Source organism: Nocardiopsis ganjiahuensis DSM 45031 (assembly GCF_000341085.1).
Classification (GTDB): Bacteria; Actinomycetota; Actinomycetes; order Streptosporangiales; family Streptosporangiaceae; genus Nocardiopsis; species Nocardiopsis ganjiahuensis.
Genome location: NZ_ANBA01000038.1, coordinates 25,179 through 43,042 on the forward strand (window position 1 = coordinate 25,179; position 17,864 = coordinate 43,042).

Consider the following 17,864-nt stretch of genomic DNA (forward strand, 5'->3'; position numbering starts at 1 on the left):
TCGGACGTAACCTCACCGGATGGTACCGGACCGGTCTCGGTGTGTCAGACGGCGGTCACCGGACCGGCGCCTGCTGGAAGGAGGCGGTCCTGATCCGCTCGACGGCACCGGCGGGCCCCTCGGGGACCCGCCGGAACGCGAAGCTGAAGGCGCTGCGAGACGATGCCCTAGCAGGCACTTTCCTGTTTCTCGGCGGTCTTGCCGCCGAGGTCGTCGGTGACGGACAGCTCGCTCTCGGAGGAGGAGCCGTTGTCGAACCCGTTCCAGTCGGAGCCGGCGACCAGCTCCAGGGTCTGCTCCAGCCCTTCGACCTCTTCGGTCTGGGCGTTGCTCAGCTCCCCGGCCAACAGCTCGGCCGCCGCCTCGTCACCCGGCCCGTGGTAGACCGTGGTCAGCTCGGGCGCCCGCAGCTCCGGATTGCCGACCCCGGTGACCACGTATCCCTCACCGGCCAGGACCGCCTGGATCTCCAGGGCCAAGCCCTCCAGAGTGGTGTTGTTGAGGATCTCCACCGAGACGTCGGAGGGTTCGACCGAGCTCTCCTCGGCCTCGTCGCCCTTTTCCTCGTCCTCCCCGCCGGACAGGTCCGCGCCCGAGTTGATCGCCTCGAACAGCGCCGGAGCGGCGTCGCTCATGATGATGCGGTTCTCGTCGTCGGGGTGGGCGCCGTTGGGTACCGTCACGAACTGGACCCGGTCCAGGTCCACCTCGCGCATCGAGATCGCGATGTCGGCCATCGTGTCGATGGTCAGATCGTCGTCGGTGGTGATCGAGTCGGTCACCGCGCCCAGGAAGTTGGTGATGGTCACCGGGCTGGTCATCACCTCGCTGCTGAGCACCTCGCGCAGCATCGCCCCCATGAACTCCTGCTGGCGGTCGATCCGCGACAGATCACTGCCGTCGCCCTGCGAATAGCGCGAGCGCACGAACCCCAACGAGTCCTCACCGTCCAGGGTCTGCAACCCCGCGTCCAGTACCAGGTGCGCCTTGGGGTCGTCCACCGGCTCGGGGATGCACATCTCCACCCCGCCGATCGCGTCCACCATGTCCTTGAACCCGGTGAAGTCCATCATCACGAAGTGGTCCAGGTGCACCCCGGTGACCTGCTCCACCGCGTTCCACTGGCAGCCCACCCCGCCGAAGGTCATCGCGGAGTTGATCATCCCCTGGTGGGGGCTCATACCCTCGTATCCCTCCACGGCCTCGCAGGCGGGCAGGTCCACCATCAGATCACGCGGCAGGTTCACCAGGGTGGCCGCGCCGTTGTCCACGTTGACGCTCGCGATGAGCATCGTGTCCGGGCGCTCACCCTCGGCTTCTCCGTACTCGGCGTTCTCACCCGAGCGCACGTCCGACCCGATGATCAGGAGGTTCATGACCCCCTCCACACTCGTGGGCCGGTCCCACTCGTCGGTGTCCACCTGAGCGGTCGTGATGTTACCGACCAGACCCTGGTACCAGCCGTAACCACCCAGACTGGCGATGATGGCCAGCGCGGTCGCGACACAGGCGATCCACTGTCCGGCGGACAGTCGCGCGGCGCTCAGGGCGCCGGAGGTGTGAGGGGCGGAGCGTTTTCCAGCCATGCGAACCTTCGAGGGTGCGGTGAGACCTGAGGGGGCGGGGTCAGGGCAGCCAGGGTGTGTTTCGTTTCCGTGGGACGCTCTCACCGGGGCGGTGAGGGAACGGTGAGGAAACACGACTCGAGGTCGCGGGGCCCCTGCGAAAATGCTGTGAACGGATGCTAACAGCAGCTCGTGGAGGGTGCGCACGGCAGAAAGCGCACCGGGAACGGGTCGGGAACCGCTGGTGAGCGGTCAGTAGCGGGTCGCGACGGTCCCCGCCGCGCGGTCGTGCAGGCCCCGGGTGTCGCGGTCGTAGACCACGGCCGGGATCACCAGGCACAACAACAGGGTGCGCACGGCCATCGACACGAACCAGGGCCAGGCGCGCTCCCCCGTGGCCGTGATGCCCACGCCGACGATCCGCCGCCCGATCGTTGTACCGAACAGGGTCAGCAGGACGAGGCTCATCGCCGCGAACACCACCAGGGTGGACAGGGTGGTGAAGTTGGTCAGCGCGATGGCCTCGGGGTCCCCGCCGCCGGCCGCGGCCGCTGACACCTCCTGGCCGATGAGGCCGAGGTTGATCGCGACCCACACGAGCATCGCGGAGATACCCCAGTCCAGGGTGAGGCCGACCAGACGGCGCACGGGACCGGGGACCGAACCGGGACCGTCCTCGGGCAGACCCAGCCGGTTGCCCCGGTAGCGGAAGTCGTCTTCGGGGGCCGCGGAGGTGCCGCTCCGGCTCTTGTCGCTCATGTTTTTCACGTTATCCGTCCTCTGTCGGACCCCGCGCGCGGGCCCGCACGAGCGGTGTGACGTGGGACGGGGCCGACCGTGTCGCCGGTCACTCCGAAGGCTTCACTACGCCCTGGTTTCGCCCGGAAACAGGCGGAATCACCGGGTCATCCGCCTTGGTCTGCGAAAACACCTGGCTCCGTAACATGCAGGAAACAATAGAGACACGGCGTGGAAATCACGCGCTCCTAGCTTCAGTGACGAAGCCGGGAGACGGCGTGTGGTTCGACATGTCCGCGATGGAGCGGATCGCGAGCCCGCCGTCTCAGCCACCTGCACGGAGGTTCCGTTTTGTTCAGCAGCGTCGACGAGGTTCTCGCCTACATCCGAGACGAGGACGTCAAGTTCCTCGACGTCCGGTTCACGGACCTGTTCGGAGGCGTGAACCACGTTACCCTCCCGGTCCAGAACGTGGACGCTTCCACGTTCACCGACGGCCAGATGTTCGACGGTTCGTCGATCCGTGGCTTCCAGGCCATCCACGAGTCCGACATGCTGCTGCTCCCCGACCTGAGCACCGGCGTCCTGGACCCGTTCCGCAAGCACAAGACGCTGAACATGACGTTCTTCGTCCACGACCCGCTCACGCTGGAGTCGTACAGCCGCGACCCGCGTAACGTCGCCCGCAAGGCCGAGGCCTACCTCAAGGGCTCGGGCGTGGCGGACACCGCCTTCTTCGGCCCCGAGGCCGAGTTCTACATCTTCGACGACGTCAAGTTCGAGACGCGTGCGAACACCGGTTACTACGAGATCGACTCCATCGAGGGCGCCTGGAACACCGGCTCCGCGATCGAGGGCGGCAACCGCGGCTACCGTCCGCGCTTCAAGGGCGGCTACTTCCCCGTCGAGCCGGTCGACCACTACAGCGACCTGCGCTCCGACATGGTGCAGACCCTGATCGAGTCCGGCATCGAGGTGGAGCTCCAGCACCACGAGGTCGGCACCGCGGGCCAGGCCGAGATCGGCATCAAGTTCGGCACGCTGCTCCACCAGGCCGACAAGGTCCAGCTGTACAAGTACATCGTCAAGAACGTCGCCAACGAGGCGGGCAAGACCGCCACGTTCATGCCCAAGCCGCTCTTCGGTGACAACGGCTCCGGCATGCACTGCCACCAGAGCCTGTGGAAGGACGGCGAGCCGCTGTTCTTCGACGAGTCCGGCTACGGCCAGCTCTCGGACACGGCCCGCTACTACATCGGCGGCCTGCTCAAGCACGCCTCGGCGCTGCTGGCCTTCACCAACCCGACGGTGAACTCCTTCCACCGCCTGGTCCCGGGCTACGAGGCCCCGATCAACCTGGTCTACAGCCAGCGGAACCGTTCGGCCTGCATCCGCCTGCCGCTCACCGGTTCCAACCCCAAGGCCAAGCGCATCGAGTTCCGCGTGCCGGACCCGTCGGCCAACCCCTACCTGGCCTTCTCCGCCATGCTGATGGCGGGCCTGGACGGCATCAAGAACAAGATCGAGCCGCCGGAGCCGGTCGACAAGGACCTCTACGAGCTGCCCCCGGCCGAGGCCGCGGCGATCGAGACGGTCCCCGCGTCCCTGGACGAGGCCCTCCTGGCCCTGGAGGCCGACCACGAGTTCCTGCTCGAGGGCGGCGTCTTCACCAAGGACCTGATCGAGACCTACATCGACTTCAAGCGCACCGAGGAGATCGACTCCCTGCGTCTGCGCCCGCACCCGCGCGAGTTCGAGCTCTACTACGACATCTAGGCCCTCACCGGGCCGGGGCCCCGCTTCCGAGGGGCTTGAGCGGGGCCACCGACGGCGTTCTCCACGCCGTCGGTGGCCCCGCTCGTTCTCTGTGACGCCTTCCGCGGCAGCGCCGCCGGGTCAGCCCGGCAGGACCGCCTCGATCTGCTTGACGACCTCGTCGGAGTCGGGCTCGGTCTGAGGTGCGAAGCGCGCGGCGACGGTGCCGTCGGGCGCGATCAGGAACTTCTCGAAGTTCCAGCGCACGTCGCCGCTGTGCCCCTCGGAGTCGGCGGTGCCGACGAGCCCGGCGTAGAGCGGGTGGCGCCGTTCACCGTTCACGTCGACCTTCTCCGTCATGGGGAAGGTGGTGCCGTAGGTGGCGGAGCAGAAGGCGGCGATCTCCTCGGAGGTTCCGGGCTCCTGGCCCATGAACTGGTTGCACGGCACGCCCAGGACGGTGAACCCCCGGTTCGCGTACCTCTGCTGGAGTTCCTCCAGGGCCGTGTACTGCGGGGTCAGACCGCACCGGGACGCGACGTTGACGACGAGCACCGCCGTGTCCCGGTACTGCTCCAGGTGGGCGGAACCGCCGGTGAGGGCGTCGATCTCTACGTCGAGGACGGACATGTCTCTCCTTGTGTTCGTGGTGACAGGCGCATGCTGTCCGGCGGGTACCGGACCGCTACCGTTGACGTGTGGCAAGGGACGGAAGAACCAACATGACAGCAGGTGCGCTCGCCCGGCGCGGTTTCAGCGACAGTACCCGGGCCCTGCGGCTGGTGGCGGAGGCCGGTCTGGACGCTCAGGCCGACACCGACGTGATCGACTCCCTGGCGGCGGCACCCGATCCCGACCAGGCCCTGCTGGGGCTGCTCCGGATGCTGGAGGCCTCGTCCGACCCCGACGAGGTCCTCGTCGCGCTCCGGGAGGAACGGGACCTGCGGACCCGATTGTGCCGGATCCTGGGGGCCAGCACGGCCCTGACCGACCACCTGGTCCGCCATCCCGGCGACTGGCGTGAGCTGCGCGGGGCCGACGCCGCGCGCACCCCGGACCCCGAGGAGCTGCGCCGGGGGCTGATGCACACCGTGGGCGCCCAGCCCGACGACGCCGCGCCGGTCGCCGACCTGACCCTGGGGATGGGTTCCGACGACGACCCCCTGACCGTGCTGCGCAACACGCTGCGGGTGGCCTACCGGCGCAGGGTCCTGCGGTTGGCCGGGCGCGACCTGACCGGTGTGAACACCATCGACGAGGTCGCCGCCGAACTGGCCGACCTGGCCGCCTCGACCCTGGACGCCGCCTTGGCGGTGGCCCGCGCCGAATCGCCCGAGGACGCGGCGCTGTGCCGGCTGAGCGTGATCGGCATGGGCAAGTGCGGCGGCCGGGAGCTGAACTACGTCAGCGACGTGGACGTGGTGTTCGTGGCCGAACCCGCCCTGGACGCGGACGGTGTGCCCGTCGACGATCAGGAGGCCCAGCGAGCGGCCACCAGGCTGGCCACGACGATGATGCGCATCCCCTCGGAGACCGATGCCGAGGGCACGCTGTGGGAGGTGGACCCGGCGCTGCGCCCGGAGGGCAAGAACGGCCCGCTGGTGCGGCCGCTGTCCGGGCATCTGGCGTACTACGAGCGCTGGGCCAAGACCTGGGAGTTCCAGGCGCTGCTCAAGGCCCGCCCGATCGCCGGTGACGTGGCACTGGGCAGGGAGTACGCGGAGGCGATCTCCCCGCTGGTGTGGGAGGCCTCCGGGCGCAAGGACTTCGTCGAGGACGTGCAGGCGATGCGCCGCCGGGTGGTCGCGCACATCCCCGCCGGACAGGCCGAACGCGAACTGAAACTGGGCCACGGCGGCCTGCGCGACATCGAGTTCTCCGTGCAGCTGCTCCAGTTGGTGCACGGGCGCTCGGACGACCGGTTGCGGTCGGGCAACACCCTGCAGGCGCTGGCCACGCTGTCGGAGTACGGCTACGTGGGGCGGCGGGACGCTGCCGGGTTGGCCGACGCCTACCGGTTCCTGCGCAGGGTGGAGCACCTGCTGCAGCTGGAGCGGCTGCGGCGCACCCACCTGCTTCCCGACCCCAAGGCCCCGGACGGCCCCGGGCAGCTGCGCCAGCTGGGCCGGGCCCTGGGTTACACGGCCGACCCGGTGCGCGAGCTGACCGAGGCCCGCAAGCGGGTGTCGGCCGAGGTGCGCCGCCTGCACGAGAAGCTCTTCTACCGACCGCTGCTGAACGCGGTGGCCAAGCTCCCCGAGGACGAGATCCGGCTCTCCGCCGATCAGGCGGTGGAGCGGCTGGGCGCCCTGGGGTTCGTGGACCCGCGCGGGGCCCTGCGCCACCTGGAGTCGCTGACGTCGGGGCTGTCCCGGCGGGCGGCCATCCAGCGCACGCTGCTGCCGGTGATGCTGGGCTGGTTCGCGGACTCCCCCGACCCCGACGCCGGACTGCTCGGGTTCCGCCAGGTCAGCGACTCCCTTGGCACCACCCCCTGGTACCTGCGGCTGCTGCGCGACGACGTGCGGGTGGCCGAGCGGATGGCGTGGCTGCTGGGGACGAGCCGGTACGTGACCGAACTCCTGCTGCGGGCGCCCGAGGCGGTCTCGACCCTGGCCGACGACGCCGACCTGAAGCGCCGGGAGACCAAGTCGCTGCTGGCCGAGGCGGACGCCGCCCTGCGCCGCTACGACACCCCGGAGGAGGCGGTGTCGGCGGTGCGCGCCCTGCGCCGCCGGGAGCTGCTGCGCACCGCCGCCGCGGACCTGCTGGAGGTGTCCTCGGTGGAGGAGGTCGGCCGGGCGCTGACCGGCATCTCCGCGGTCACCATCGACGCCGCCCTGCGGGCCGCCTACACCAAGGTGGTGGCCGAGTCCGGCGGCGAGGAGCTCACCCGGGTGTGCGTGGTGGCCATGGGCCGGTTCGGCGGCGGTGAGCTGACCTACGCCAGCGACGCCGACGTCATGTACGTGCACGACCCGCTGCCGGGTGTGGACACGGGCGCCGCGACCAAGCAGGCCATGGCGATCGTGCGGGAGCTGGCCCGGCTGCTGGAGATGCCGCAGGCCGAGCCGCCGCTGAAGGTGGACACGGACCTGCGGCCGGAGGGCAAGAGCGGGCCGGTGGTGCGCACCCTGGACTCCTACGCCGCCTACTACGGCCGCTGGTCGCAGGTGTGGGAGAGCCAGGCGCTGCTGCGGGCGCGTCCGATCGCCGGTGACGCGGGGCTGCGTTCGGCGTTCACCGCGCTGATCGATCCCGTCCGCTATCCGGAGGGCGGTGTCGCGCCCGCCTCCGTGCTGGAGATCCGCAAGCTCAAGGCGCGGATGGAGGCCGAGCGGTTGCCGCGCGGGGCCGACCCGACCCTGCACACGAAGCTGGGCCGGGGCGGGCTCTCCGACGTGGAGTGGGTGGTGCAGCTGCTGCAGTTGCGGCACGCCCACGAGTACCCGGACCTGCGTACCCCCCAGACCCTGTCGGCGTTGGAGGTGGCGGTGGCGCACGGGCTGCTGGCGGCCGACGACGGCGTGGTGCTGGAGCAGTCCTGGCGGCTGGCGTCACGGGTGCGCGGGATGGTCATGCTGGTGCGCGGCCGGGGCGGCGACTCGATCCCCCACGACCTGCGGGTGCGCGCGGCGCTGGCCCAGGCCATGGGGTACGGCGACGACGACGGCGAGGAGGGCGACGAGGAGGGCCCCGACCCGCAGGGCCCCGCGGAACAGCTGACCGAGTCCTACCTGCGGACCACCCGCCGGGCGCGCGCCGTCATGGAGCGGGTCTTCTACGACGACTGAGCGGGAGGGGGAGGCAGCGTGACCGTGACGGTCAGCCCTCCCCCTTCGCCGGCTCCGCGCGGCCGCAGGTCCAGGGTTCCTCCGTGGACGTCGACGACCCGGGCCGCCAGGGCCAGGCCCAGTCCGTGTCCCTGACCGGTGCCGACGCGGCCCCGCCCGCGCAGGAAGGGTTCGTGGAGGCGGGCGGCGGCCTCCGCCGTGTAGAGGGGTCCGGTGTTCTCGACCCGCAGGACGGCCCCGCCGGTGCGGGGGTCGCGGCCGGTGGTGACCGAGGCCGTACCCGTGTTGTGCCCGGCCGTGTCCTGCCCGGCCGTGTCCTGCCCGGCTGTGTCCTGCCCGGCTGTGTCCTGCCCGGCTGTGTCCTGCCCGGCTGAGCCGGTGTTGTGGCGCAGGGCGTTCTGGACGAGGTTCACGGTGAGCTGGGTGAGCAGGGCGGTGTCTCCGACCGCCGGCGCCGGAGCGAGTGCGTGGCTCAGTCGCACACCCGAGCGCCGCGCCTCGTCGCCGCTCTCCGCGACCGCTCTTCGTGCGATGCCGGCGAGGTCGGTCGGCGCGGAGGCCGCGGTGACGGCGTTGGCGTCGGCCAGCCGCAGGAGCGCCTCGGTGAGGTGGATCGCGCGAGTGTTGGTGATCTCGAGCCGCTCCAGCAGGCGGGGGTAGTCCTGACCCCCGGGGTCGCGTCGGGCCACGTCCAGGAGGGTCGCGCTGACCGACAGCGGCGTGCGGAGTTCGTGTGAGGCGTTGGCGGCGAAGCGCTCCTGGGCCTCGAACGCGTCCTGGAGCCGGTCGAGCATGTGGTCGAAGGCGTCGGCGAGCTGGCGGAACTCGTCGTTGCGGCCGGAGAGCGCGACCCGGTGCCCCAGGCGGCCCGTCGCGGCGACCAGCACGGCGTCGTTGATCTGCCGCAGGGGGCGCAGCACCCAGCCGGCCAGGAACCAGCCGCCGACCAGACCGATCACGGACAGCACCAGCAGGACCGCCCCGGAGACCCTGACGACCGCCCCCAGGATCTGCGGGCGTGCGGGGATCACCAGGTCGGCGTCTCTCGGGTTGGCGGCGGTGAGCGGGTAGTCGGGGACGTACCGCAGGACCACGTAGATCCCGACCAGGACGGCCAGACCCGCGACGAGCAGGAACGCCGCGTACCCCAGGGTCAGTCGCAGCCGTGCGCTGACCCTCGGCCCGGACGGCGCGGGCGGTGCCGTGGCTCTCCCCCGGCCGTTCAACGGCCCTCGTCCGGGGCGACGAGGCGGTAGCCCGAGCCGGGGACGGTGACGATGGGGTCGGGGTCGCCCAGCGCCTTGCGCAGCTGGGACACCGTGACCCGGGGCGCGCTGGTGAACGGGTCGGCGTGCTCGTCCCAGACCTTCTCCAGGAGGGTCTCCGCGCTGACCACTCCCCCGTCGGCGCGCATGAGCAGTTCGAGGACGGCGAACTGCTTGCGGGGCAGCTTCAGGTAGCGGCCGTCCCGGTAGGCCTCCCGCCGGTAGGGGTCCAGGCGCAGACCGGCCCGCTCCAGCACCGGTGGGACGGTGGCGGCGGGCCGCCGGGCGAGCGCTCTCAGGCGCATGACCAGTTCCTCCACCGCGAACGGTTTGGTGAGGTAGTCGTCGGCTCCCAGGGCGAACCCGTCCACCTTGTCCCTGAGCCGGGTGGCGGCGGTGAGCATCAGGACCCGGGTGCCGGGGTGGTCGCGGGCGATGACCGCGCACACCTGGTCGCCGTGGGTGCCGGGGACGTCCCGGTCGAGGACCACCACGTCGTAGTCGTTGACCCCGATCCGTTCCAGCGCGGTGTCACCGTCCAGTGCGATGTCGGCGGCGACGGCCTCGTGGCGCAGCCCCGCCTGGAGGGCCTCGGCCATGAAGACCTCGTCCTCGACGACCAGCACACGCATGTGGCCTCCCCCTGTCCGACCGCCCCGGCTCCCCGTGTCCGGGCAGCTCACGGGCTGAGGGGACTCAGTCTAGGCAGGGGCCGTGTTGCGAAAACGTCGGCTCCTCGGCCCACATCCGCGCAACATCCCCTCTGGTGGCCTGGTCCCTTCGGCGCCGGGCACAGGGCCCGGCCCAGGAGGAGGGGCGTTCCCATGCGCTGTGCGCGGTTTCGACCGACCGTTCTGTCCACCGCCGTGCTGGCGGTGCTGGCGCTGGCGGGCTGTGCGGCGGCGGGCCCGGGCGGCGGTGACGTGTCGGAGGAGAAGGCGGGACGGGACTGGACGTCGGAGCTTCCGGTGAACCGGTTGGCGCCCCTGGGCGAGGGGGACGGGTTCGTCCCCGAGGGCGGGTCCCTGGACCCCTCCGACGACGTGCCCGCCCTGACCGGGCTCGACCCCGAGCTCCTGGCGGCGGTGCGCGAGGCCGCCGACGCCGCCCTGGAGGAGGACGGGATCGAGGCGGTGGTGACCAGCGGATGGCGCAGCGAGCGCTACCAGCGCTTCCTGCTGGACTCGGCGGTCGAGGTGTACGGGAGCGAGGAGGAGGCGGCCAGGTGGGTCTCCTCACCCGAGGATTCCTCGCACGTGACCGGATCGGCGGTGGACATCGGCCGCACGGACGCGGCGTACTGGTTCGCCCGGCACGGTGCCAGGTTCGGGCTCTGCCAGACCTACGCCAACGAGGTCTGGCACTACGAGCTCACCGTGGACCCCGGTGGCACCTGTCCGGAGCCCCTCGCGGACGCGTCCGCGGGCTGAGCGCCCGGTGGTCCGGGAGCGCGGGTGCCGAACGCGGGAGGGGCACCTCCGTGCCGGAGGGGTACGGCGCGGAGGTGCCCGGGTCGGACCGGGGAGTGGACGGTCCTGGAGGGGTGGTCGGCGGCGGGTGGCGGGTTGCGGTGGTTGGTCAGCCGCGCCAGGTGACGGACGCGGCGGGGCCGACCCGGTTGTCCCCGGACTCCCAGTCCGCGCTGCCGTCGGGGGACACCTTGACGAGCTTCCACTCGGTGTCCGGGCCGATGGTGACGCTGCCGGACCACTCCGGGTAGGTGTCGGCGTCAGTGCTCAGGGGAGCCCCGTCAGCCGGGTTCCAGGACCCCAGTTCGGGGGTGGAGCCGACCACGTGCACCTCCTGGCCGAACTCCGTCTCGACGGTGGCGGTGAGGGTGTCGGGGTCTCCGGGCTCCTCCGGACCGCCGCCGCAGTCCTGCCCGCACTCGCCGCCCACGTGCAGCGCCAGGGCGCCGTCGGCGGGGACGGTGGCGGTGACCCGGCCGTCGGTGACGGTGGCGCTGCCGGGACCGGCGGCGTTGTCGTAGGTTCCGTCCGGCAGAGCGGTCTCGGCGGTCAGCTGCCAGGCCCCGCCTGAGGCGTTGAAGGCAGCGAAGCCCTCCTCGCCCCGGTCGAAGGCCACGCGGGAGGACCCGTCCCGGGCGCGTTCGGTGAGGCCGGTGCCGCTCACCGCGTTGCGGAAGGCGACCATGCCGCTGACGGTCTCGTCGCGGTGCTCGCAGACCCAGTCCGAGGTGGAGCAGTCACTGTCCTCGGTGATCCACCCGGCGGGGTTGCCGTCGACCTCGCCGACGCTGGGCGGGCCCTCGGTCTCGTTGCCCTGGAAGTCGTAGCTCGACATCACCACGGGGGTTCCGTAGGGGTGCGCGAGCATGAAGGCGGTGGCGAGGTAGTAGCGATCGCCGTCGACGTGGGTGAGGGTCGGCCCGTAGCGCTGGGTGTCGTGGTTGTCGACGAAGACCACGGACTCCTCGGCGGTGAGCCCGCCGTGGTCGGGCATGTCGGTCAGGTCCGCGATGTCACCGCCCGCGAAACCCGAGGCGAGGTCGCGCTTGTAGTCGAAGTTGGTGACCTGCCCGTAGGGCGTGTAGGCGGTGTAGGGGATCGTCTGGTCGCCGTAGACCTCGTGGTAGACGAGCGGTGCGCCGCCGAAGCCGGGGACCTCGTCCAGGGCGCCGATGATGGCGCCCATGTCGTCCTCGGGGACGTGCTTGGAGGCGTCCACCCGGAAGCCGCCCACACCCATGCCGATCAGCCCGTTCAGGTAGCGGGTGATCTGCGACCGCACGTGCTGGGAGCCGGTGTCCAGATCGGCCAGGTCGAGGAGCTGGCAGTTCTGCACCTCCTCCTTGTCGTCCCAGTTCTCGATGGTGTCGTAGCAGGGTCCGAAGTCCTCGTAGCCGTAGGCGGCCCCGCCGTCCCCGAACAGGTCGGGGTACTCGTACTGCTCCCACTCGGTCCCGGCGCTGCCGGTCCCGCCGCCCTCCCGCGGGCCGGTCATGTGGTTGACGACGGCGTCGACGTAGATCCGCACACCGTTGTCGGCACAGGTGGCGACCATGTCCTCGAACTCCTCGGCGGTGCCGCGCCGGGTGTTGTCGATCCGGTAGGAGACCGGCTGGTAGTCCTGCCACCAGGGGTAGTTGCCGCCCTCGGAGAAGGGGACGACCACGTGCTCCTGGGGCGGGGAGACCTGGACGCCGCCGTATCCGGCGGGGCCGAGGAAGTCGGCGCACTCGGCGGCCACGGAGTCCCAGTTCCACTGGAACAGGTGGACGATGGTGTCGGCCGCGCCCTCCTGGAGGGTGTCGGCGGGGGTGTCGGCGGATGCGGGGGCGGCGTCCGAGGGTCCGGCCAGGCCGGGAGCCGTCAGCAGGCCGGCTCCCAGCAGAGCCGCTCCGGCGAGGACGCCGACGCGGGTCGTTCTCATGTGCGCTCCTTGGGGGAAGTCCTCAGCGGGGCCACGCTGCCCCGCCGACGCACCCTTGCAGTTTTTGCAAGAGTTTGCGTAGGAGTGACGAAGGTAACAGATCAGCTTTTCCTTGTGAACAGCTGATCTCGCGCGTCTTGCCCGCACCTGAGCCCGCAAGCCCGCGTGACCTCTACGAAAGATCATGAAAAGTCTTTCTCCGCGGCCCCGAAGGGCACAGAAAAGCCGGTGGCGGCCCGGACCTCGTGGTCCGGGCCGCCACCGGCGGTGACCCGTGCGGGCGGGTCGGGGAGGCGCCCCGCGGAGAGCGGACTCCCGGAGCCGTCAGGGGAAGGGGCTACCAGAAGACCGCGACAGCGATGTTGACGACGGCGAGGACACCGGCGACGACCGCCAGGTTCTTGGCGGGCTTGCGCAGGTTCAGCACACCGACGACCACGACGGCCAGGGCGATGACGAGCTTGACCGCGATCTTGACGTGGTTGAGGTCGGTGAGGTCCGCCATCTCGGCGACCCCGACCAGGAGCAGGCCGGAGACGAACTGGAGCAGGGAGCTGTGCAGCAGGACCTTGGTCGCCTTGGCGTTGTCGGTCATCAGTTGCATCAGGAAACCGGCGATGATCCCGGCGAGGCCGAGCATGTGCAGGAATACGAGCGCGGAGTAGAGAAAGTCCATGGCGACAGACTACTACGCGCTGTAGTTTATGAGTTCGTTTTACTGACGCCCTGACGTAACAAATCAGACAACCCGCCCCTGACGCCGCGGCCTCACGCCTTCCGGGCCGGACCCCACTGCCGCCACAGCAGCCAGACCAGCACCATCAACACTCCCACGCCGGCCGCCCGCACCAGGCCGTCGCGGTCGACCAGCGCCCCCACCCGTGCGAGCACCGTCCGGTCGGCGACCAGAAGGGTGTCGCTCGCACAGGCCGAGGGTTCGGCGTCCCGGTCCAGCAGCAGGCAGGCCGTGCTCACCACCCGCTCCCCCGCCTTCGCGTCCTCGGGCACCCGGACCCGGACGGTGTAGACGCTCTCGCCGTTCTCCGGAACGTCCACCCGCCAGTTGGCGACGCCCTCCTCGACCATCCCGCCCTGGTCGATGTCGAGCACCTCCACGGGTTCGGGCACGTGCTGGGCGAGCAGACCGCCCTCGACCGGCTCAGCGCCGCCGTTGGCCACGGTCGCCCGGTAGACCACCTCCTCCCCCGGCACCGGCGGCTGCCCCGGACCGGACAGGGCCAGTTGCACCAGGTCCGCGTCGGTGAACCCCTCCTCGTCCTCGGAGAGGCCGGCGGGCACACCCCACTCCTTCTCCTCCTCGTCCGCGACGGCGGGCGCCGCGCACAGAACTGCGGCGGCCAGGACCGTGACGGCCCACCCGGCCCTTCGGCCGCCGCCACCCCCTGCCCGGCCACCGCCTCCGCCCGTGCCCCGCCGATCGGTCCCGCAAGCGACCAGAGTCATCCCACGCCTCCTTGAGGTTCACCCTGTGACACTCCAAGACAACTACGAGCGATCACCCTCGAACACTCAGTGACACGCCCCTGACCAGCGGAACCCCGGGTGGAAACTGCTTCCGGGCCCTCCTGGGGGCCTGTGCTTAGGGAGTTTCCCGGACGTCTTAGGGCACTCGCCCCGACCGACGGGCACCGCGCCCCGAAACCCGGCCCTTCCTCCCGATGCGCGAGGCTCCCCCTCAGCCGGAACGTGGAGGCCACGGAGGCGGGACACGGGTTCCGCCTCGCCACGGAAGGACCACCGTGTTCCCCTTCGAGCAGTTTCCCGACAGCCGGACCCTCTCCAGGACCGCCGAACGCGAGCACCAGCAGCTGAGCGCCGCACGCCAGGCGCGCGCCGAGACCCGTGCGCGCCGCCGACGACGGTGGCGCGACCCTTCCACCTGGCCCGGGCCCGGCTTCGGAGTGGGCCTTCGGGGCGGTGCCGACCGGGTCGACCGGGAGTGAGCGCGGAGCCCCGGGTCGCGGGGGCGCGTCTTAGGGACTCGGCCGCGGACCCCCGTTCCGGCACGTGAAGTCCGGGTTTTCTCCCCATGCCCGCCGGGGGTTCTTAGCGGCACCTTGGGTGGTGGGGCCGGTGAGAGTCACCGGCCCGCGACACCAGGGGAAACCATGAGCTTCGACGACCTGCGCTCCGCCACCGCCCAGGCCCTGCACGACGAGCGCCTGCGCCAGGCGGAACTCAGCCGCCACGCCCGCCGCCAGCGCGCCGAGGAGCGGTCCCGGCACCGGGAAAACCGGAAGAGTATTCGGCCGCGGAGAGCATAATGGGCGGTATGCCCCTGCTTTCCGACACCAGTCCCCTCTTCGTCGGCCGCGAGGAACACCTGCGGACCCTGACCGACCAGGCCCACCGTGTGCGCACAGGGCCGCCGGAGACGTTGCTGGTCGGCGGTGACGCCGGAGTCGGCAAGAGCCGTCTGGTCACCGAGTTCGCCGCCACCCGGCCCGCCGGGACGGTGTTCCTCGGAGCCTGTCTGCAGTTGGGCGGGGACGGTCTGTCCTACGCGCCCTTCACCGCGGTGCTCCGCCAGATACTGCGCGAGCGCGGCCGTACCCCGTTCGACGCCGCGGCGCCGGGCGGGGTCGGCGAGTTCGCACGCCTGCTGCCCGAACTGGGCGAGCCGTCCGACGACCGCAGGGAGAACCGGGGCATCCTCTTCGAGCAGGTGTTGCGCCTGCTCGACCAGGTGGCCGGGGAGAACGGGATCACGGTGGTGCTGGAGGACCTGCACTGGGCCGACGGCGCCACCCGGGACCTGCTGGTCTTCCTGATCCGCAACCTGGACCGGCCCGGCACCCAGATCGTCGCCACCTACCGCAGTGACGACCTGAACCGCGCGCACCCGCTGCGCCGTCTGCTCCCCGAGCTCGAACGCCTGCCCGGGGTGGGCCGGATCTCCCTGGAGCCGCTCAACCGCGAGGAGGTGGGCCGCCAGGCCTCGGCCATCCGGGGGGAGGAGCTGGGAACCGACGCCCTGAACACGCTCTACCGGCGCAGTGAGGGCGTACCCCTGTTCGTGGAGGCACTGGCCGCGGCCGAGAGCTGTCCGGCCGAGGAGGACCCCGATCTGCCCGACCACTTCCGCGACCTCCTGCTGGAGCCGGTGCACCGCTTCGACGACACCGCCCTGACGGTCCTGCGGGTGGCCGCGGTGGGTGCCGTGGCCGACGGCATCGAGCACGAGGTGCTCTACCACGCGGCCGGGCTGCCCGAACGCGAGCTGGAGTCCGCGCTGCACACGCTGGTGGACGCCAACGTGCTGCGCCCCGGACGCACCGGCTACCGGTTCCGGCACGCGCTCCTGCGCGACGCCGTGCACAACGAGATCCTGCCCGGCCCCCACTCGCGGCTGCACCTGCGCTTCGCCCAGCTCATCGACGAGCACCCCGACGCGGTGCCCGCCGACCGCCGCGCCGCCGAACAGGCCCACCACTACCAGGCCGCGCAGGACCTGCCCCGGGCCATGCAGGCCGCCTGGTGGGCGGCGGCCCAGGCCCAGAAGGTGCTCGCCTTCGACGAGCGGCTGGACATGCTGGAGCGGGTCCTGTCCCTGTGGGACCGGGTGCCCGACCCGAGCAGCCGGGTGGAGGGGCTCAGCTGGGCTGCGGTGGTCAGCCGGGCCGCGGGCTCGGCGCTCTCCGCGAACCGCACCCGGCGGGCGCTGGAGCTGGTCGACGAGGCGCTCGCGACCCTGCCCGAGGACGCCGCCGACGACGACACCCTCACACTGCGGGCGGTCCTGCTGCGCCAGCGCGGCGAGGCCCGCGCCCACCACGTGCGCGACGGCGGGATCAGTGACCTGGTGCGGGCCCTGGAACTGCACCCGCCGCACATGCCCGGGTACAGCCAGCTCCTGGCCATCCTGGCCCGGGAGTGCGTCCTGCACCGCGAGGACCGGGAGGAGAGCCACGAGCAGAGACTCCTCCGCGAGCTGACCCGCGACGGACACGCCCCGCGCGACCTGGCCAGACGGGCGATCGAGGCGGCCGACACCGACAGCCTCTCCGACCTGTGCGCGGCCGCCGACGCCCGCATCACCCTCGGCGGCTCCTACATGCAGGACGGCGACCTCGAACGCGGGCGCCCGCTGCTGGAGGAGGGGCTGGAAAAGGCCAAGGAGCTGCGCCAGCCCGGCATGGAGGTGCGCGGGGCCGGGAACCTGGGCCACTTCCTGCGCGAGCTCGGCCACCACGAGGAGGGGCTCCGGGTCCTGGAGGAGTCCCTGGCCAGGCACGAGGCGCTGGGCTGGGCCCCGGCGCGCAAGTCCTTCAACCACCAGAACCGGGCCGAGATCCTCCTGGAGCTGGGCGAGCTGAGCCGGACCCGGGAGATCTTCCGGCGCTACCTGACCCCCGACCACCGGGACAGCAAGCACCAGTTCTACATCAGGGCGGTGGAGGCGCGGGCCGCCGCGGCGATGGGGGACACGGCCGCGGCGCGGGCCGAGGCGGGTCCGGTGGGCGACCGCTCCATGTTGGACGCGCACCGGATGAACATCGTCCAGCTGCGGACCATGGGCGCCCTGGACGCCGCTGTGGCCGAGGGTGACGTCACCGAGGCGCTGGAGCTGTCCCGGGACGTTCTGGAACGGGTGGCGCTGGAGCGTTCCCCGGGGTACACGTGGCCGCTGCTGGAGCAGATGGCCGACGCCGCCCGGCTGGGTTCGGAACGGGGCCGTGACGCCGGGACGGCCAAGTCGGCCCTGCGGGTGCGCGAGCTGGTCGGCGAGGTGGCGGCGAAGCTGCCGGCCAACGGCCTGGTCCGCCCGGCGCACGCGGCGACGGTCACCGCGCTGCTCACCGAGGCCGAGGGGACCGAACCCGCGGAACTGGCCGAGCTGTGGGCCGCGGCGGTGGCGGCCTGGGAGGCCACTCCCCTACGGCTGCACCTGGCCCGGGCGCGGCTGCGCCAGGCCGAGGCACTGGTCGCCGCGGGCGACCGGGCCCTGGCCGTGAGCAGGGTCCGCGAAGCGCACGAGGCGGCCACGGAGTGCGAGGCGCTGCCCCTGGCCCGCGCCGCCGAGGACCTGGCCCGCAGACTGGGCACGGGGCTGTCCGAGGAGTCCGTGCCTCCGCCCTCGCCCGCGGGCCTGACCGCGCGCGAGACGGAGGTGCTGCGCCTGCTGGCCGCCGGCGCCACCAACGCCGGGATCGCCGCCGAGCTGTTCATCAGCCCCAAGACCGCCAGCGTGCACGTGTCCAACATCCTCGGCAAGCTGGACGTCCCCAACCGGGCGACCGCCGGAGCCCGCGCCCGCGAACTCGGCCTGGCCTAGATCGTTGATGGGAAAATGTGCCCTGGTCAGTGGTCGTAAGCGATCAATGACCGCTTGA

Annotated in this window: 14 protein-coding genes; 6 read left to right on the forward strand and 8 right to left on the reverse strand. The window is 71.5% G+C overall.

Going from position 1 to position 17,864, the window contains the following annotated elements; genetic code table 11:
* Positions 1–167 precede the first annotated feature (167 nt).
* Positions 168–1,586, reverse strand: a complete 1,419-nt coding sequence (locus D458_RS0132370) for an LCP family protein (RefSeq protein WP_017590873.1) — start codon at positions 1,584–1,586, stop codon at positions 168–170.
* 231 nt (positions 1,587–1,817) lie between these two features.
* Positions 1,818–2,324 carry an RDD family protein gene (locus tag D458_RS0132375; protein ID WP_017590874.1) on the reverse strand — a complete coding sequence of 169 codons (507 nt, stop codon included), beginning with the start codon at positions 2,322–2,324 and terminating at the stop codon, positions 1,818–1,820.
* A 330-nt stretch (positions 2,325–2,654) separates the two neighbouring features.
* On the opposite strand from D458_RS0132375, the gene glnA reads away from it, so the two are divergent.
* The gene (gene glnA / locus D458_RS0132380) at positions 2,655–4,079 is read left to right on the forward strand and encodes a type I glutamate--ammonia ligase (RefSeq protein ID WP_017590875.1); all 1,425 of its coding nucleotides are present in this window, start codon (positions 2,655–2,657) and stop codon (positions 4,077–4,079) included.
* 120 nt (positions 4,080–4,199) lie between these two features.
* Here the strand turns inward: glnA and D458_RS0132385 are convergent, their stop codons facing one another.
* A complete protein-coding gene (locus tag D458_RS0132385) occupies positions 4,200–4,688 on the reverse strand; it encodes a glutathione peroxidase (RefSeq protein ID WP_017590876.1) in 489 nt (162 codons plus the stop codon).
* 92 nt (positions 4,689–4,780) lie between these two features.
* On the opposite strand from D458_RS0132385, the gene D458_RS0132390 reads away from it, so the two are divergent.
* Positions 4,781–7,852 carry a bifunctional [glutamine synthetase] adenylyltransferase/[glutamine synthetase]-adenylyl-L-tyrosine phosphorylase gene (locus D458_RS0132390; RefSeq protein WP_017590877.1) on the forward strand — a complete coding sequence of 1,024 codons (3,072 nt, stop codon included), beginning with the start codon at positions 4,781–4,783 and terminating at the stop codon, positions 7,850–7,852.
* Here D458_RS0132390 and D458_RS0132395 read toward each other — a convergent pair.
* Both D458_RS0132395 and D458_RS0132400 read right to left on the reverse strand, forming a co-directional pair.
* Positions 7,840–9,078, reverse strand: coding sequence for a sensor histidine kinase (locus D458_RS0132395; RefSeq protein WP_017590878.1), 1,239 nt, complete (start codon positions 9,076–9,078; stop codon positions 7,840–7,842). The two genes, D458_RS0132390 and D458_RS0132395, sit on opposite strands and share 13 nt — an antisense overlap.
* Positions 9,075–9,749: a response regulator transcription factor gene (locus D458_RS0132400; RefSeq protein ID WP_017590879.1), complete on the reverse strand. Its 675-nt coding sequence runs from the start codon at positions 9,747–9,749 to the stop codon at positions 9,075–9,077. The genes D458_RS0132395 and D458_RS0132400 overlap by 4 nt, the downstream gene beginning before the upstream one ends.
* Positions 9,750–9,941: 192 nt before the next feature.
* Here D458_RS0132400 and D458_RS0132405 point away from each other — a divergent pair, with 192 nt between their 5' ends.
* Positions 9,942–10,547 (forward strand): M15 family metallopeptidase, encoded by a 606-nt coding sequence (locus D458_RS0132405; RefSeq protein WP_017590880.1) that lies wholly within the window; start codon positions 9,942–9,944, stop codon positions 10,545–10,547.
* A 148-nt stretch (positions 10,548–10,695) separates the two neighbouring features.
* On the opposite strand, the gene D458_RS0132410 is transcribed toward D458_RS0132405, so the two are convergent.
* The 3 genes from D458_RS0132410 to D458_RS0132420 all read right to left on the reverse strand — a co-directional run bounded on the left by D458_RS0132410 (position 10,696) and on the right by D458_RS0132420 (position 13,974).
* Positions 10,696–12,510 (reverse strand): carbohydrate-binding module family 20 domain-containing protein, encoded by a 1,815-nt coding sequence (locus D458_RS0132410; protein WP_017590881.1) that lies wholly within the window; start codon positions 12,508–12,510, stop codon positions 10,696–10,698.
* A gap of 337 nt (positions 12,511–12,847) precedes the next feature.
* Positions 12,848–13,186 (reverse strand): hypothetical protein, encoded by a 339-nt coding sequence (locus D458_RS0132415; RefSeq protein ID WP_017590882.1) that lies wholly within the window; start codon positions 13,184–13,186, stop codon positions 12,848–12,850.
* A gap of 92 nt (positions 13,187–13,278) precedes the next feature.
* Complete coding sequence (locus D458_RS0132420; protein WP_026119901.1) at positions 13,279–13,974, reverse strand: hypothetical protein; 696 nt, start codon at positions 13,972–13,974, stop codon at positions 13,279–13,281.
* A gap of 296 nt (positions 13,975–14,270) precedes the next feature.
* Between D458_RS0132420 and D458_RS0132425 the strand changes: the two genes are divergently transcribed.
* The 3 genes from D458_RS0132425 to D458_RS0132435 all read left to right on the forward strand — a co-directional run bounded on the left by D458_RS0132425 (position 14,271) and on the right by D458_RS0132435 (position 17,806).
* Entirely contained in the window at positions 14,271–14,474 is a 204-nt protein-coding gene (locus D458_RS0132425) for a hypothetical protein (protein WP_017590884.1), read from the forward strand.
* Positions 14,475–14,639: 165 nt separating this feature from the next.
* Positions 14,640–14,795, forward strand: coding sequence for a hypothetical protein (locus D458_RS37125; RefSeq protein ID WP_017590885.1), 156 nt, complete (start codon positions 14,640–14,642; stop codon positions 14,793–14,795).
* Positions 14,795–17,806 carry a helix-turn-helix transcriptional regulator gene (locus D458_RS0132435; RefSeq protein ID WP_017590886.1) on the forward strand — a complete coding sequence of 1,004 codons (3,012 nt, stop codon included), beginning with the start codon at positions 14,795–14,797 and terminating at the stop codon, positions 17,804–17,806. Before D458_RS37125 ends, D458_RS0132435 begins: the two co-directional genes overlap by 1 nt.
* The last annotated feature ends 58 nt before the right edge of the window (positions 17,807–17,864 follow it).